Source organism: uncultured Massilia sp., from assembly GCF_913773735.1.
Lineage (GTDB): Bacteria > Pseudomonadota > Gammaproteobacteria > Burkholderiales > Burkholderiaceae_D > Telluria.
Window position 1 is genome coordinate 92012 of sequence record NZ_CAJYEB010000037.1, and the last position, 15564, is coordinate 107575.

Sequence of the window (15564 nt, forward strand, 5' to 3'; positions counted from 1 at the left end):
GTACCGTGACTGATCTCGCGTTCGCGCCCATGCGCAAAGGCCCGCCCAGCTTAGCGGACGCCGTCGAGCGCATCACCCTGAACAGCATCGCGCACGAAATGCGCGATCCGTTCGACATCGGCGATGCACTGGCGACGCTGTCCGCCACCGGCGAGGCCGTGACCGTCTATCCGCCTGGACGGGATTTCACGATGGCGCGCATCGACGCCATCGACACCGATGCCAGCACCTTCCTGCTCGACCTGGCCGAGGACGTCACGCTGCCGGAGGGCAGGATCGCCTTCGTCGCCGCGCTGGGCAGCAATGCCAAGATGCAGTTCGAGCTGGACGCGGACTGGGCGATGGTACGCGGCGCCGGCAGGCGCGTGCAGATGCCCTTCCCGGAGGTGTGCCTGGTGCTGAACCGGCGCGCCGAGCAGCGCCTCGACACGCCCGTCGGCGGCAACTACGGCGCCCGCTTCACGCTGCTGGGCAAGGTCTTCGACATGCCGCTCTACGACTTCTCGCGCAACGGCGTCGGCCTGCGCGCGACGCCGGAACAGGCGCTCGAACTCTACGTCGGCAAGAAGATCGAGAACGTCGAACTGGAGATGGGACCGTCGCTGGTGGTGCAGGCCGACCTCGAGGTGCGCCTGCTGCGGCCGTTCCGCACCTTCCTGCTGGGCGCGCAGGTGCAGGTGGGATGCCGGATTTCCAACATGTCGATGCAGATGCGCCAGAGCCTGGACCGGGCGGTCACCAAGGTCGAGCAGCGCCGCTGACCGTTTCCCTCGCGTCGCCCCGGCGCAGGCCGGGGCCCAAGTTCGAGGCGCATCCAGCGCACGCAAGCATTGGGCCCCGGCCTTGCGCCGGGGCGACGTCATTCCATATCGCGTCTTTTCACGCTGCCACGTTCTGCGCCCACGCCAGCGCCGACAAATGCGCCTTGTTCACTTCCAGCGGCTTCAACCCGAGCGCGGCGGCCATCGAGGCCACCAGCGTCGAATTCAGCTCGCACGCCTCGGCCAGCGCCAGGTAGGGGCCGTAGACGCCCTCGCGCGCCAGCAGCGCCTGCACCACCGCTTCCGGCAACTGGATCGCGTCCAGCACTTCCTTCATCGGCAGGCCCAGCAGCCGGTCCAGCAGCGAGAACATGCCGGCCACGAACAGGTGCTCGCCCTCGCCGGGCGCCAGCACCGCCGAGCCCAGCAGCTCGCACAGGCGCGCGCGCACGACGGCGGTTTCCATCAGCACCGGCGAATAGCCGCTGGCGCTCGCCGTCGCCAGCAGCAGCACCAGCCAGCGGTACAGCGGCGCATAGCCGAGCATGGCGATGGCCTGGCGCAGCGACTGGATGTCGCGGCCGGCGCCGAAGCCCGCCGAATTGATGAAGCGCAGCAGCTTGTAGATCAGCGCGGGGTCGCGCTTGATGACCGCCTCGATCTTCGGCACGTCCTCGTTGTTCTGCACCATCTGCATCAGTTGCAGGATGATCGTCTGGCTCGGGTTCATGCCCTTGACCGGCGGGCCGCTGCGCGGGGTCAGGTGCAGCTTGCCGACGAAGGCGTCCAGGCCCAGCGCCGCGCAGGCGTCGAAGTCGGACCAGCTGGCGACCGGGCGTCCCACCATGCGCAGCGACGCCTGCTTGACGGCCGCGTAGGTGCGCGCCTGGGCGGCGACGTCCTCGCCGTTGAAGCGCACCTCGGCCCAGGACGCGATCACGGACAGGTTGCGTCCCAGGATCTTGAGGTCGGCGCCGCGCAGCGAGATGCCGACGCCGCCGGCGCGCAGGGCCTGGGCGGCGGCGCGGGCGTCGACGTCGACCAGGTCGCGCAGGTGCACCGACAGCACGGTGCGCTCGGGCGGCAGCGCATGCAGGGCGTCGAGCGAGAACATGGCGGGGACGGCGTCGAGGAACAGCAGCTTGTCGCGCAGCAGCCAGCCGCGCTCGGCATCGACGAGATGGTCGGCAACGAAGCCGACCAGCGACTCGAGGTCGGCGCTGCGCACGTCCAGGCCGTACTGCTGTTGCCAGCCGAGTTCGTAGCCGACGACGCGCTGCTGCGGATCGAGCAAGGGCTCACGGACGATGAAGTTGGTCTGGTGCATGTCTTGTCGCGATGCCGGTGAAGCCAGGGGAAAGGGCGGCGGGCGCCGCCCGGTACTGCGTCGGCAGGCTGCGTCAGAAGCCGAGGCTGTCGAGCAGGTCGTCGACCTGGCCCTGGTCGGCCACGACGTCGCTCTTGCCTTCGGGATTGATCTGCGGACCGTTCAGCAAGCCGTTGTCCAGCTCGCGCTTGATCTCTTCCGGAGCGAAATCGACCAGCACCTGCACGAGCTGCTTTTCCAGGTTCTGGGCGATGCCGGTGATGCGCTTGATCACCTGGCCGGTCAGGTCCTGGAAGTCCTGGGCCATCATGATGTCCATCAGGTGCCCCTTGGTGGCGCTGGCGGCGCCGCGCGAGGCCTCCAGGCTGGCGATGGTCTGCGCGGCCAGCGCGCGCCAGCGCTGGTCGGCGCCCTGGGCCGCGTAGCCCGGCGGCGCGTCCAGCAGCGCCTGCCAGGAACGGCTCAGTTCACCGGCACGGTCGTCGATGCCGTCCTGCAGCGGATTGGCCGCATCGGTGGCGTCCAGCACGCGCTTGGCGGCATCTTCCGACAGGCGCGCCACGTAGTCGAGACGATCGCGCGCATCCGGGATGTCGCTGGCGGCCTTTTCGATCAGCTTGTCCAGCCCCAGCCCGCGCAAGCTCTCGTGCAGCGCGCGGGTCATGTGACCGATCCGGCTCAGCACTTCCTCGTGCGAGGCCGGCTCGGCGATGTGCTCGCTCATCTCAGGCAGCCTTTTCCATCTTTTCGAAGATCTTGTTCAGCTTCTCGTCCAGGGTGGCGGCGGTGAAAGGCTTCACGACGTAGCCGTTGGCGCCGGCCTGGGCGGCGGCGATGATGTTTTCCTTCTTGGCTTCGGCGGTGACCATCAGCACCGGCAGCTTGGCCAGCGCGGGATCGGCGCGGATGTTCTGCAGCATGGTCAGGCCGTCCATGTTCGGCATGTTCCAGTCCGACACCACGAAGTCGAATTGCTCGCTGCGCAGCTTTGCCAGTGCCATGACGCCGTCCTCGGCTTCGTCGACGTTGGCGTAACCCAGTTCTTTCAACAGATTCCGGACGATGCGTCGCATCGTCGAGAAATCGTCAACAACTAAAAAACGCATCTTTGGATCAGCCATGAAATACTCCGTTGATTCTCTAAATCTATTTATGTTGGTTGGATTCGGCACTGCGCCAGCAGGCCTAAGCATAGCATTTTTGTTGCTCTACGGCGATAAAACCCCTGCGAAAGCCTATTGCGCGGATCAAACGCGCAACGCCCGTCCGCCGTGCGCCGCCAGGTGGCCCAGCACCAGTCCCGGCAACGCCGTCAACGCCGCCACCTCGTGCGCGGCGCCGATCGCGATCGCTTCGCGCGGCATACCGAATACTACGCTGGACGCCTCGTCCTGGGCGAAATTGTAGGCGCCCGCGGCCTTCATTTCCAGCATACCCTGTGCGCCGTCCTTGCCCATGCCCGTCAGGATCACGCCGACGGCGTTCTTGCCGGCCGCCTGGGCCGCCGAACGGAACAGCACGTCCACCGACGGACGGTGGCGGTTGACCGGCTCGGTCTGCTCGATGTGCGTCATGTAGTTGGCGCCCGAGCGGCGCAGCAGCAGGTGCGAGTGGCCCGGCGCGATGTAGGCATGGCCCGGCAGCACGCGCTCGTTGCCCTGGGCTTCGCTGACGCTGATCCGGCACAGCGAATCCAGCCGCCGCGCGAACGAGGTCGTGAAGCCTTCCGGCATGTGCTGGGCGATCAGGATGCCGGGACAGTCGGACGGCATCTGCATCAGGAATTCGCGGATCGCCTCGGTGCCGCCGGTGGAGGCGCCGATGATGATCAGCTTCTCGGACGACGTCAGCGGGCTGCGCAGCTGGGGCAGCTCGCCGGCGGGGGCCGGCGCGTGCAGGCTGCGCGCCTTGACGCGCGCGCGCGCGGCGGCGCGGATCTTATCGGTAATCAATTCGGTGTACTCGCGCATGCCGGACTGGATCGAGATCTTCGGCTTGGTGACGAAATCGACGGCGCCCAGTTCCAGCGCGCGCATGGTGATCTCGGAACCGCGCTCGGTCAGCGACGACACCATCAGCACCGGCATGGGGCGCAGGCGCATCAGTTTTTCGAGGAAGTCGAGGCCGTCCATCTTCGGCATCTCGACGTCCAGCGTCAGCACGTCGGGGTTGGTGCGCTTGATCAGGTCGCGCGCGACGAGCGGATCGGGCGCCACGCCGACGACTTCCATGTCGGGCTGCGAATTCACGATCTCGGACATCACGCTGCGGATCAGGGCGGAATCGTCCACGATCACGACTTTGATCTTGTTGGCTGTCATGGTCTGTGCCTTTCTCGTCAGAACAGGTCGATGGCGCCTCCCACGGGCGCGACCTTGAGGCGGCTGGCGTAGTCGCGTTCGCGTTGCACCAGCGTATCGTTATGGGTTTGCGTTAATTTCTTGACGAGCACCTTGCCCGTGCGCGGGAAGAAATACACCTTGCGCGGGTAGATGTCGTTCAAGTCCTGGGCCAGCACCGGGATGCGCTCGGTCTTGAGGAACTGGACGACGAAGGCGGCGTTGCGCTCGCCCACGTTCATGGCCGAGAAGCCGCGCAGCACGGCGCCGCCGCCGAACACCTTGGCTTCGAGGTGCTCGCGCCGGGCGCCGGCCTTGAGCAGGTCGTTGATCAGCACTTCCATCGCGTAGGTGCCGTAGCGCATCGACGCCGACACCGGATTGCCGGGCTCGCCGCCATCGGGCAGCATGAAGTGGTTCATGCCGCCCAGGCCCTTGACGCGATCGCGGATGCAGGCCGAGACGCAGGAGCCCAGCACCGTGACGATCAGCATGTCCTTGGACGTGTAGTAATACTCTCCCGGCAAGATCTTGGCGGCCTCGCAGTCGAAGGTGCGGTCGTAGTAGACGTTGCTGGCGAACTGGCTGTTGGTTTCCATGGGGCTCCGGCTAGCTCAGTTCGTAGACCGTCTTGCCGCGCAGGCGCAGCGCGTCGGAGACGTACAGGAAATTCTCGGAGTGCCCGGCGAACAGCAGCGCGTCCGGCTTCATCAGCGGCACGAAGCGCGACAGGATCTTGCGCTGCGTGGCCTTGTCGAAATAGATCATCACGTTGCGGCAGAAGATCGCGTCGAACGGGCCGCGCACCGGCCAGTCGTCGGACAGCAGGTTCAGCTGGCGGAAGGTGATCAGCTGGCGCAGCTCCGGGCGCACGCGCACCAGGCCTTCCTGGGCGCCCTTCCCTTTCAGGAAGAAGCGGCGCAGGCGTTCCGGCTCCAGCTTCTCCACGCGTTCCTGCGGGTAGACGCCGGCGCTGGCCGTGGCCAGCACGTTGGTGTCGATGTCGGTGGCGACGATGGTGGCGGGCGGCGTCAGGGTGTTGAACGCCTCGCACAGCGTCATCGCGATCGAGTACGGTTCCTCGCCGGTCGAGCTGGCCGAGCACCAGATCGTCAGCGGCGTGCCGTGCTGGCGCTTCGCCTTGAGCACGTGTTCGGCCAGCAGCGGGAAGTGGTGGGCTTCGCGGAAGAACGAGGTCAGGTTGGTGGTCAGCGCGTTGACGAAGGATTCCCACTCGCCCGGCATGCGGTTGCCCTCGAGGCTGTCGAGATAGGTCGCGAAGGACGCGATGCCGGTGGCGCGCAGGCGGCGCGCCAGGCGGCTGTAGACCATTTCCTGCTTGCTGTCGGCCAGCGAGATGCCGGCGCGCTGGTAGATCAGGCCGCGCACGCGCTCGAAGTCGGCGCGCGTGAAGTCGAATTCCTTGCCGGCTTCCTGCCTGGCATGCTGTTTGGTGGTGAGCGCCACGTTTTTCCTCGGGGTTGGTCTGGTTCGCGGGCCGCGCGGGCCCGCATGCGTCCCTGGCGCCGTTGCCTTGTCAGGCCGCCATGCGGTCGATCAGGCCCATTTCGCTGGACGACATCAGCTTGTCGATGTCGATCAGGATCAGCATGCGCTCGTCGACGGTGCCCAGGCCCATCAGGTACTCGGAATTGAACGCGGTGCCCATTTCCGGGGCCGGCTTGACCTGGTCCGGGGTCAGCGTGGTCACGTCCGACACGCTGTCCACGACCATGCCCATGATGCGGCCGCCGATGTTCAGGATGATCACGACGGTGAACTGGTCGTAGGTCGGGGTGCCGAGCTTGAACTTGATGCGCATGTCCACCACCGGGATGATGATGCCGCGCAGGTTGATCACGCCCTTGATGAATTCCGGCGCGTTGGCGATGCGGGTCACCGCTTCGTAGCCGCGGATTTCCTGCACTTTCAGGATGTCGATGCCGTACTCCTCGGAGCCGAGGGTGAAGGCCAGGTATTCGCTGCCGCTGCCGTCGTGGTTGTCGGTCTTGGTGGTCGGTTGGGTGGACATGTCGGTTCCTAGTCAGAAAATGGGATGATGCGATTCACGAGACGACCGATTCGTCGGTCAACTGGCGCGACGCGCGCAGCAGCGCGGCCACGTCCAGGATCAGCGCCACGCCGCCATCGCCGAGGATGGTGGCGCCGGAGATCCCGGCCACCTTGCGGTAGTTCGCTTCGAGGTTCTTCACCACCACCTGCTGCTGGCCGACCAGCTCGTCGACGAACAGCGCGGCCTTGCGCCCTTCCGTCTCGAGGATGACCAGGATGCCCTGGCACGGGTCGGTGATGCGCGGCTCGATGTTGAACATCTGGTACAGCGGAATCAATGGCAGGTAGTCGCCGCGCACCTTGACCACGCGGCCCTGGCCGGCGATCTCCTTGACGTCGGCGCGCGCCGGCTGCAGCGACTCGACCACGAAGCCGAGCGGCAGGATGTAGACCTCCTCGCCGCAGCGGATCGACATGCCGTCGAGGATCGCCAGCGTCAGCGGCAGCGAGATCAGGATCGTGGTGCCGAAGCCCCGCGCGGAGCGGATGTCGATGGTGCCGCCCAGCGCCGTGATGTTGCGCTTGACGACGTCCATGCCCACGCCGCGGCCGGACACGTCGGTGACGATCTCGGCGGTCGAGAAGCCGGGCGCGAAGATCAGCTGCCAGACGTCGGCGTCAGGCATGTCGTCGGACACGGCCAGGCCGTTCTCCTTCGCCTTGGCGAGGATCCGCTCGCGGTTCAGGCCGCCGCCGTCGTCGGCCACCTCGATCACGATGTTGCCGCCCTGGTGGGCCGCCGACAGGAACAGCCGTCCCGCCTCGGTCTTGCCAGCGGCGCTGCGTGCGGCCGGCAGTTCGATGCCGTGGTCGATCGAGTTGCGCACCAGGTGCGTCAGCGGATCGACGATGCGCTCGATCAGGCCCTTGTCCAGTTCGGTCGCGGCGCCGTTGGTGATGAAGTCGACCTTCTTGCCGAGCTTGCCGGCCAGGTCGCGCACCATGCGCGGGAAACGCGAGAACACGAAGTCCATCGGCATCATGCGGATCGACATCACGGCTTCCTGCAGGTCGCGCGTGTTGCGGGTCAGCTGCGACACCGATTGCAGCAGGCGCTGGTGCAGCATCGGATCGAGGCCGTCGCTGCGCTGCTCGATCATGGCCTGCGTGATCACCAGTTCGCCGACCAGGTTGATCAGCTGGTCGACCTTCTCGATCGACACGCGGATCGAACTCGATTCGGCCTGGGCGTGGGCGGCGTCGGCCGCCTTCTTGGCCGCCTTCTTCTCGGCGGCGGCGTCGAGCGCCTCCTGGGTCGGCGCCGCGTGCTCGTGGACGTCGTGCTGGCCCGGCGCGTCGGCGACGATGCCGGCCTCGCGGCGGATCTGCTCGATCGGCTGGAAGAAGCCGTAGCCGAGCTCGTCTTCCGAGGTGCCGGCGGCCTGGGCCGGCGCACCGTCGTCGGCCGGGTCGAAGAAGCCGTAGCCCTGCTCTTCCTCGATGCGCGCGCGTTCCGCCGCCTCCCTGGCGCGCTGCTCGGGCGTGAGCGGCGGCGCCTCGAAGATCTTCAGGTCGTCCGGATCGAGCACGAAGGAGCAGATGGCGACGATGTCGTCCAGGCTCTCGTGCGTCATGATGATCAGCGCCGTGCGTCCGGCCTCCAGCGGCACGACCGAGACGCGTCCCAGCAGGCCCAGTTCGTCGACGAGGGCGTCGATGTCGCGCTTGGCCAGGTCGGGCAGTTCGATCTTGTAGCGGTGCGCGCCTTCGCTGACCTGCTGCTTCTGCTCGGCGTGCAGGAAGGACGGCACGGTCGGCTGGTGCGCCGGCACGACGCCTTCGGACAGGTCGTGCAGCACCATGCGCACGTTGGCGACGGCGTCCTGGTCGACGTCGGCGCCGTTGCGGTGGCCGTCGAGCTGCATCTTGAGGATGTCCTTGGCGGCCAGGAAGGCGTCCACGTGCTGGGCCGTGAGCGCCATTTCGCCCTTGCGGATCCGGTCCAGCAGGGATTCGAGCACGTGCGTCACTTCGCTCATGTCGTTCAGGCCGAACGTCGATGCGCCCCCCTTGACCGAGTGGGCGGTACGGAAGATCGCGTTCAGGTCTTCCGCGTCCGGCGCGGCGATGTCGACGGCCAGCAGCAAACGTTCCATTTCGGCGAGCAGCTCTTCCGCTTCGTCGAAAAAGACCTGGTAAAACTGGCTGATGTCGATGGTCATGATGGGTCTGTCGTCTACGTTGTCGCGTCTTAGCCGATGACTTTCTTGACCACCTCGATCAGGCGCTGCGGGTCGAACGGCTTGACCAGCCAGCCATTGGCGCCGGCCGCGCGGCCCTTCTGCTTCATCTCGTCGGACGACTCGGTGGTCAGCATCAGGATCGGGGTCTTCTGGTACTCCGGCAAGCCGCGCAGGGCCTTGATCAGCATGAGGCCGTCCATCTTGGGCATGTTCTGGTCCGTCAGCACCAGGTCGACGCTCTGGTTTTTCGCCTTTTCCAGGCCGTCCTGGCCGTCGACGGCTTCCACCACCTGGTAGCCGGCGGCCTTCAGGCTGAACGCCACCATCTGGCGCAGGGAACTCGAATCGTCGACCGCAAGAATCGTTTTTGCCATGTTTGTTTGCTCCTGGGGCAAGCCCGCTGGGGGTCGGAGCCCGGTTCTTCTTTTAGGGGCTCCGACCCCGGTTTTCATACGCGCCGGTTGCCCAGCCACAGTTTTTTGGGTGTCAATATCGGATTGTAAAACCGGATTCTGACCTGATCACTAAATTCGTACTTTTTTCTAGTCAGATGGGGTCAGAGCCCACCCGGATGAACCGGGCTCTGACCCCATGATTTCAGTATCGCCGTCAGAACAACTCCACGTCGCCGCTTTCGAGGTGCTTCTGCTCCACCGACTTGCGCAGCATGCTGCGCAGTTCCAGCGACTGGATGGCCAGCGCCATGCTGACCTTGCCCAGCCGTTCCACGATCTCGTCGCTGTCCGATTCCGGCAGGATGTCCGCGCCGTGCTCGCTGAGCGTGGTGAGGAATTCGCGCAGGCCGGTCACGCGGCGCAGCGTGCGGTCGAGCAGCTGGCTGGTCATGTCCTGGAACTGCATGCTGGTGATGGCCGTGTTCACGTGCTGGCCGATCTCGCCCGACATCGCCGCCAGGCGCGCGCTTTCCTCGGCCGTCGGGGCCTGGCCCGCGACCAGGCGGTCGATCGCCGCCTGGCTGGCCTCGACGGTGCTGTGGATCGCCATGAAGCTGGACGTCAGCTTCTCGACGGCCTCCTCGAGCAGCAGCGTGGTCTGCACGAGATCGGTCTCGACCTCGGTCAGGTGGCGCCGGCCATGGGCGGAGACGCCCGACAGCAGGCGCTTCACATGTGACCCAAGTATCTTTTTTCTTGTCATCGCGTCCTCCCGGGCGTTGCGCCCTCTACTTCTTTTCCGCCGCTTGGTCCGTCGCCTCCGGCGCCAGCCCGCCGCCGGTGGCCCCGGCGACCGCCTTGATGGCCGCGTCCGGGTCTTCGCCCGACACGTCCAGCCCGGTGCCGTCGCGCAGCACGGCTTCCTCGGTACGCTTGTTCATGACCAGGATGCTGATGCGGCGGTTGATCGGGTTGAACGGATCCTTGCGGTCGAGGTGGGCGGCATCGGCCAGGCCCACCACGCGCAGCATCCTGGCGTCCGACATGCCGCCGCGCAGCAGTTCGCGGCGCGAGGCGTTGGCGCGGTCGGCCGACAGTTCCCAGTTGCTGTAGCCGGCCGCCGTCATGTAGGGCGTGGCGTCGGTATGGCCGGACAGGCTGATGCGGTTCGGCACGTCGTTCAGCACCAGGCCCAGCACGTCCAGGATGTCGCGCGCATACGGCTGCAGCTCGGCGCTGGCGGTGGCGAACATCGGGCGGTTCTTCTCGTCGACGATCTGGATGCGCAGGCCCTCGGTGGTGATGTCCAGCAGCAGCTGGTTCTTGTACTTGCGCAGCAGCGGGTTGGCCGTGATGGTCTGCTCGATGCGCTCCTTGAGCACCTTCAGGCGGTTCGCCTCTTCCTGCTCGACCAGCGCGCGCGCCGACTTCATGTCGTAGACCTTCTTGTCCGGCGCCACCTCGCCGCGCTTGACCTGGCCGGCGCGGCGCGTCAGGTCCTGGCCGCCGCCCTGCAGGATCGTGGTGCTGTCGCCCGAGCCGGAACCGCCCTGCAGCGCGACCTTCAGCGGGGTCTTGAAGAATTCGGCGATGCCTTCCATGTCGCCCTTGGTGGTCGACCCGAGCAGCCACATCAGCAGGAAGAACGCCATCATCGCCGTCACGAAGTCGGCATAGGCGATCTTCCAGGCGCCGCCATGGTGCCCATGGCCGCCCTTCTTGATGCGCTTGACGATGATGGGCTTCTGGCCTTCGTCAGCCATTATTTGCTCTTCGCTTTCTTGATATGGTCTTCCAGTTCCGCGAACGTCGGACGCTCGGTCGAGTACAGCACCTTGCGGCCGAATTCCACGGCCAGCGCCGGGGCATAGCCGTTCAGGCTGGCCAGCAGCGTCACCTTCACGGTCTGGAACATCTTGGTCGACTCTTCCAGCTTCTGCTCCAGCAGGCTGGCCAGCGGGCCGACGAAGCCGTAGGCCAGCAGGATGCCGAGGAAGGTGCCGACCAGCGCGTGCGCGATCAGCATGCCCAGCTCGGCCGGCGGCGCGCCCACCGATTCCATGGTGTGCACCACGCCCATCACCGCCGCCACGATGCCGAACGCCGGCAGGCCGTCGCCCAGCTTGGCGATGCACTGCGCCGGGACATGACCCTCATGGTGATGGGTCTCGATCTCGTTGTCCATCAGGTTTTCGATCTGGAAGGCATCCATGTTGCCGGAAACCATCAAACGCAGGTAATCGGTGATGAATTCGACGATGTGGTGGTCGGCCAGGACCATCGGGTATTTCGAGAACACCGGGCTCTGCTCCGGGCTTTCGATGTCGCCCTCGATCGACATCAGGCCTTCCTTGCGGACCTTGGACAGGACGTCGAACATCAGCGACATCAGTTCCATGTACATCTCGCGCGTGTACTTCGAACCCTTGAACAGGCTCGGCAGCGCCTTCATGGTGGCCTTGACGGCCTTGGGGGTATTGCCGACGAAGAAGGCGCCGACGGCGGCGCCGCCGATCATCAGCACTTCCAGCGGCTGCATGAGCGCGGCCACATGGCCGCCGCTCAGGACGAATCCGCCGATGACGGACGCGACGACGATGACGTAACCAACAATGACAAACACGGGACTCCCGATCTGTGAATCCGGGAACGCGCCCGGTTTGGATGCAAGCTGCTGAATCCAAAGAGAAATATTTACGTAGGGAACTAGATTAGCTTGAGAATGGCCACTGGGCAAGTAAAACCGCCGGAATGTGGTTCAAAAGTGCCAGAGATGGAGGATTTTCTTGCTATCAGTGGTTACAAAACTAAAATCCGGCGGTCGGTCGTCGATGATGAATTCATAACTCAGCAGCATCGTCCCCGGCCGCATTTCCGCTTCGGCCTTGCGCCACAGCGCGCCCATGGCCGCCGGCGACAGGTAGGCGAACACCACGTCGTAGTGACCGAAATTCAAGTCCTCGTAGTCGCCGCGCAGGAAACGGGCGCGGCTGTTCGCCAGCAGCGCGCGCAAGCGGCTCGCCAGCCACGGCAGCGGCGCCAGCTCGATGCCGCTGACCCGGCAGTCCGGACGGCGCCGGGCCAGGTCCAGCACGAAGCCGCCCAGGCCGCTGCCGATGTCGATGACGTCCAGCGGCCGGTCCTGCGGCAATTGCTGGGCGACGAGGTCCCAGGCGCCCTTGCCGGACGGGTAGTACGGTACCTGGGTGCGGAAGGTCGACCAGTACACCAGCAGCAGCAGCACGAACACCGCCAGGAACAGCGCCGGCGGCAGGTCGAACGCGGTGGCGCCGGCGCTGGCGGCCAGCACGGCGACCGGGAACAGCAGGCCGATCGCGCGCCACCAGCTGGCCAGCCGGAGCCGCCAGGACACCAGCGCGGCCCAGGCGCCCTGCAGCAGCGCGACGGCGAACCAGGTGGCGCCCCCCTCCCCGCCCAGCACGCCGGCGCGCGCCAGCAGCCAGGTGGCGAGCAGCGTCAGCGGGAACGCGAGCACCTGCGCCAGCAGCGCGCGCAGCGCCGGCAGCGCGGCCAGCCCGCGGATGCGGCGAGGGGCAGGACCGGTCACGGCCTGCCCCTCGGGGAAAGGAGGAAGACGATCAAGTGTCGAACGCTCAGTTGCCCGCCAGCGAGGCATCCTTGGCCTTGCGCGTCTTGCCGGCACGCGAAGGCATGTGGCACAGGCCGCACTGGTAATCGTCGTTCAGGTCGAGCGCGTTGACGACGAACTTGCCCTGGCATTTCGAGCACGGCGCCAGCAGCAGCATATTGCCCTGGAAGAAACGCACGAGGGTCCAGGCGCGCGTCAGCGACAGCACCGGTTCCTCGCTTGGCGCCGGCGGCATCTGTTCGAGGTAGAGCTTGTAGGCCTTCATGACGGCCTCGATCCCGGTGGCGCCCGCATGCTCGACCAGGAATTTATAGATATTGATGTAGAGGGAGGAATGGATGTTCGGCTGCCAGGTCAGGAACCAGTCGGTCGAGAACGGCAGCATGCCCTTCGGCGGCGACACGCCCTTGAGTTCCTTGTACAGCTTGATCAGGCGCTCGCGCGACAGCGAGACTTCGCTTTCCAGCAACTGCAGGCGCGCGCCGAGCTGGATCAGTTCGATGGCCAGCTGGATTTCCTGGGCTTCCGAGACGACGCTTTTCTTGGTCATTGTTCTTCTCCGTAGGGGCCGGCAGGGGTCGGAGCCCGGTATTGCTTTTCAAGGGGCTCTGACCCCGGTGTGCGCCGTGGCAGCCAACCGAAGCCGGCAGCGTAGAACCGGGGTTGGAAACACCCCAACGGAAAAGAATTTTAAACGATTTCTTCAGCCGGCTGCCCAGCCATCAGGATGGCCGCATGGGACTGCGCCAGCGTGCGGTCCTTGGTGTGGCTGGTCAGCATCGACAGGATCGCGCTGTCGTCGAAGCGGAAGCGGGCCAGCATCATGTTGCCGCCGGCGAGCTTGAGGATCTGGGCGTTGCTCATGCCTTCGATCAGGTCGGCGATGTCGGCCGAGATGCCGAGGCGGAAGATCGCGGTGACCTTATCGGCGCGGATCATCTGCTGGGCCAGCATCAGGTAGCTGAGGTTGGCGTCGCGGATTTCAGCCATCATGTCGTTCGCAGTCATGTTCATCTCTCCGTGGTCTGTATCTTCAGGGCGTTATGTGTTGCCGTTGAGATAGATTCTGACTGTGGGGAAACTTTTGGGGAATCGGCGCCCGTCTGTATTTTGCGTCCGCAAAAGACGACAGACTTCGTAGGAGTTTGTCTGACAAACTCCCGGGAAGCCTGGTGATTCCCCTATGGCGAAGGGGCAGATGTACGGTGAAGATCCGGCGGGTTTCGTACCGCCGCGACGTTTCAAAAAACACTGTCTGTGTTGGTTAACGTCAACGTTTTCGAGAACTTTAGGGTCGCCCGACGATTTTTTTTCGGTCTTTCCCGGCTCTCATGACTCGTTATCGGCGGCGTTTTCAGGAACTTTAGGGTTCCGGCAAACTTTTTTTGAAATTTTTTCGCCCCACTACCCAATCCCGGTCATCTGGTTGGGTTATCGGCGGGCTTTTCGGGAACTTGAGGGATTTCGCGAAAAAATTTCGAAAATTTTTTTGTTGCAAATAATTCAAGTCGGCCTCGTCGGGTTTTCTTGCTACACTGCGCGCTTCGCAATCCGGGCCGCAGCCCACAGCCAGAACTCTCCGAATTCCCGAAGGACAAGCATGATCCCCGCTTCCCCATTCGCGGCCGCCGACCCGCGTGCCGCCTGCCAGGCGCTCGACGCCGCCGATCCGCTGGCGCCGCTGCGCGAGCGCTTCGACCTGCCGCCCGGCGTCATCTATTTGGATGGCAACTCCCTGGGCGCCCGGCCGCGCACGGCGCTGGCGCGCGCGCAGCAGGTGGTGGCGCAGGAATGGGGGCAGGACCTGATCCGCAGCTGGAACGACGCCGGCTGGTTCGCGATGCCGAAGCGCCTGGGCGACCGCCTGGCGCCGCTGGTCGGCGCGCAGCCGGGCGAGATCGTCGTCACCGACACCACGTCGCTGAACCTGTTCAAGGCGCTGGCGGCGGCGCTGGCGATCCAGCACGAGCGCGACCCCGCGCGCAAGGTCATCGTGACCGAGCGCAGCAACTTCCCGACCGATATCTATATGGCGGACGGCCTGGCCCGCTGGCTCGAGCGCGGCTACTCGGTGCGCCTGGTCGATGCCCCGGAAGACCTGGACGCCGCCATCGGCCCCGACTGCGCCGTGCTGATGCTCACCCACGTCAACTACCGCACCGGGCGCCAGCACGACATGGCGGCCCTGACGGCGCGCGCACAGGCGCGCGGGGCCCTGGCGGTCTGGGACCTGGCCCACTCGGCCGGCGCGGTGCCGGTCGACCTGCACGCGGCCGGCGCCGACTTCGCGGTCGGCTGCACCTACAAATACCTGAACGGCGGCCCCGGCGCCCCGGCGTTCATCTGGGTGCCGGACAAGCACCAGGCGGCGTTCCGCCACCCCCTCACCGGCTGGTGGAGCCACGCCGCGCCGTTCGCGATGATGCATGGCTACGCTGCCGCCAACGGCATCGGCCGCGCCCTGTGCGGCACCCAGCCGGTGCTGTCGCTGGCCCTGGTCGAGTGCGGGCTGGAGATCTTCGAAGCGACGACGATGGAGGCGCTGCGCGCCAAGTCGCTGGCGCTGACCGACCTGTTCATCGCGCTGGTGGAACTGCGCTGCATGATGCACCCGCTCGACCTGGTGACGCCGCGCGCGCACGCCGAACGCGGCAGCCACGTCAGCTTCGTGCATCCGCACGGCTATGCGGTGATGCAGGCGCTGATTCGGCGCGGCGTGATCGGCGACTACCGCGAGCCGGGCATCATGCGCTTCGGCTTCACGCCGCTGTACACGCGCTTCGCCGACGTCTGGGACGCGGTCGACATCCTGGCCGACATCCTCGACAACGAGACCTACGACGCCGCCGCCGCGCGCGGCGCCGTGACCTGAGGAG

At 65.8% G+C, this 15564-nt stretch carries 17 protein-coding genes; 2 read left to right on the plus strand and 15 right to left on the minus strand.

Features of this window, described 5'->3' with window-relative positions; genetic code table 11:
• Window positions 1-5: 5 nt before the first annotated feature.
• On the plus strand, window positions 6-761 hold the full coding sequence (locus tag QZ749_RS19285; protein WP_296949980.1) for a PilZ domain-containing protein: 756 nt from the start codon (window positions 6-8) through the stop codon (window positions 759-761).
• 118 nt (window positions 762-879) lie between these two features.
• Here QZ749_RS19285 and QZ749_RS19290 read toward each other — a convergent pair whose 3' ends face one another.
• From QZ749_RS19290 to flhD, 15 genes are all read right to left on the minus strand, one after another.
• Entirely contained in the window at window positions 880-2088 is a 1209-nt protein-coding gene (locus QZ749_RS19290; protein ID WP_296949982.1) for an EAL and HDOD domain-containing protein, read from the minus strand.
• A 73-nt stretch (window positions 2089-2161) separates the two neighbouring features.
• Window positions 2162-2812, minus strand: coding sequence for a protein phosphatase CheZ (gene cheZ / locus QZ749_RS19295; protein ID WP_296949984.1), 651 nt, complete (start codon window positions 2810-2812; stop codon window positions 2162-2164).
• Between the two features lies 1 nt (window position 2813).
• The gene (gene cheY, locus QZ749_RS19300) at window positions 2814-3209 is read right to left on the minus strand and encodes a chemotaxis response regulator CheY (RefSeq protein ID WP_060566987.1); all 396 of its coding nucleotides are present in this window, start codon (window positions 3207-3209) and stop codon (window positions 2814-2816) included.
• 126 nt (window positions 3210-3335) lie between these two features.
• Window positions 3336-4409 (minus strand): chemotaxis response regulator protein-glutamate methylesterase, encoded by a 1074-nt coding sequence (locus tag QZ749_RS19305; protein ID WP_296949988.1) that lies wholly within the window; start codon window positions 4407-4409, stop codon window positions 3336-3338.
• 17 nt (window positions 4410-4426) lie between these two features.
• A complete protein-coding gene (gene cheD, locus QZ749_RS19310; RefSeq protein ID WP_296949989.1) occupies window positions 4427-5026 on the minus strand; it encodes a chemoreceptor glutamine deamidase CheD in 600 nt (199 codons plus the stop codon).
• A 10-nt stretch (window positions 5027-5036) separates the two neighbouring features.
• The gene (locus QZ749_RS19315) at window positions 5037-5894 is read right to left on the minus strand and encodes a CheR family methyltransferase (RefSeq protein WP_296949991.1); all 858 of its coding nucleotides are present in this window, start codon (window positions 5892-5894) and stop codon (window positions 5037-5039) included.
• Between the two features lie 70 nt (window positions 5895-5964).
• Complete coding sequence (locus tag QZ749_RS19320) at window positions 5965-6459, minus strand: chemotaxis protein CheW (RefSeq protein ID WP_296949993.1); 495 nt, start codon at window positions 6457-6459, stop codon at window positions 5965-5967.
• A gap of 34 nt (window positions 6460-6493) precedes the next feature.
• Complete coding sequence (gene cheA / locus QZ749_RS19325; protein ID WP_296949994.1) at window positions 6494-8662, minus strand: chemotaxis protein CheA; 2169 nt, start codon at window positions 8660-8662, stop codon at window positions 6494-6496.
• A 29-nt stretch (window positions 8663-8691) separates the two neighbouring features.
• Entirely contained in the window at window positions 8692-9057 is a 366-nt protein-coding gene (locus QZ749_RS19330; protein ID WP_296949996.1) for a response regulator, read from the minus strand.
• A 235-nt stretch (window positions 9058-9292) separates the two neighbouring features.
• Entirely contained in the window at window positions 9293-9841 is a 549-nt protein-coding gene (locus QZ749_RS19335) for a chemotaxis protein (protein ID WP_296949997.1), read from the minus strand.
• A gap of 25 nt (window positions 9842-9866) precedes the next feature.
• Complete coding sequence (motB, locus tag QZ749_RS19340) at window positions 9867-10841, minus strand: flagellar motor protein MotB (RefSeq protein WP_296949999.1); 975 nt, start codon at window positions 10839-10841, stop codon at window positions 9867-9869.
• Window positions 10841-11701 carry a flagellar motor stator protein MotA gene (gene motA / locus QZ749_RS19345; RefSeq protein WP_296950001.1) on the minus strand — a complete coding sequence of 287 codons (861 nt, stop codon included), beginning with the start codon at window positions 11699-11701 and terminating at the stop codon, window positions 10841-10843. Before motA ends, motB begins: the two co-directional genes overlap by 1 nt.
• A gap of 135 nt (window positions 11702-11836) precedes the next feature.
• Entirely contained in the window at window positions 11837-12646 is an 810-nt protein-coding gene (locus QZ749_RS19350) for a cyclopropane-fatty-acyl-phospholipid synthase family protein (RefSeq protein WP_296950002.1), read from the minus strand.
• Between the two features lie 46 nt (window positions 12647-12692).
• Entirely contained in the window at window positions 12693-13238 is a 546-nt protein-coding gene (gene flhC / locus QZ749_RS19355) for a flagellar transcriptional regulator FlhC (protein WP_296950005.1), read from the minus strand.
• A 140-nt stretch (window positions 13239-13378) separates the two neighbouring features.
• Window positions 13379-13696 (minus strand): flagellar transcriptional regulator FlhD, encoded by a 318-nt coding sequence (flhD, locus tag QZ749_RS19360; RefSeq protein WP_296950006.1) that lies wholly within the window; start codon window positions 13694-13696, stop codon window positions 13379-13381.
• A gap of 592 nt (window positions 13697-14288) precedes the next feature.
• Between flhD and kynU the strand changes: the two genes are divergently transcribed.
• Complete coding sequence (gene kynU / locus QZ749_RS19365) at window positions 14289-15560, plus strand: kynureninase (RefSeq protein WP_296950007.1); 1272 nt, start codon at window positions 14289-14291, stop codon at window positions 15558-15560.
• Window positions 15561-15564 lie beyond the last annotated feature (4 nt).

Excerpts from the sequence above, each read along its gene's own strand:
- kynU (WP_296950007.1), top strand. The coding sequence starts at position 14,289 with ATGATCCCCGCTTCCCCATTCGCGGCCGCCGACCCGCGTGCCGCCTGC.
- flhC (WP_296950005.1), bottom strand. The coding sequence starts at position 13,238 with ATGACCAAGAAAAGCGTCGTCTCGGAAGCCCAGGAAATCCAGCTGGCC.
- motB (WP_296949999.1), bottom strand. The coding sequence starts at position 10,841 with ATGGCTGACGAAGGCCAGAAGCCCATCATCGTCAAGCGCATCAAGAAG.
- flhD (WP_296950006.1), bottom strand. The coding sequence starts at position 13,696 with ATGACTGCGAACGACATGATGGCTGAAATCCGCGACGCCAACCTCAGC.
- cheD (WP_296949989.1), bottom strand. The coding sequence starts at position 5,026 with ATGGAAACCAACAGCCAGTTCGCCAGCAACGTCTACTACGACCGCACC.
- QZ749_RS19320 (WP_296949993.1), bottom strand. The coding sequence starts at position 6,459 with ATGTCCACCCAACCGACCACCAAGACCGACAACCACGACGGCAGCGGC.
- cheA (WP_296949994.1), bottom strand. The coding sequence starts at position 8,662 with ATGACCATCGACATCAGCCAGTTTTACCAGGTCTTTTTCGACGAAGCG.
- QZ749_RS19335 (WP_296949997.1), bottom strand. The coding sequence starts at position 9,841 with ATGACAAGAAAAAAGATACTTGGGTCACATGTGAAGCGCCTGCTGTCG.
- QZ749_RS19290 (WP_296949982.1), bottom strand. The coding sequence starts at position 2,088 with ATGCACCAGACCAACTTCATCGTCCGTGAGCCCTTGCTCGATCCGCAG.
- cheY (WP_060566987.1), bottom strand. The coding sequence starts at position 3,209 with ATGGCTGATCCAAAGATGCGTTTTTTAGTTGTTGACGATTTCTCGACG.
- cheZ (WP_296949984.1), bottom strand. The coding sequence starts at position 2,812 with ATGAGCGAGCACATCGCCGAGCCGGCCTCGCACGAGGAAGTGCTGAGC.
- QZ749_RS19305 (WP_296949988.1), bottom strand. The coding sequence starts at position 4,409 with ATGACAGCCAACAAGATCAAAGTCGTGATCGTGGACGATTCCGCCCTG.
- QZ749_RS19330 (WP_296949996.1), bottom strand. The coding sequence starts at position 9,057 with ATGGCAAAAACGATTCTTGCGGTCGACGATTCGAGTTCCCTGCGCCAG.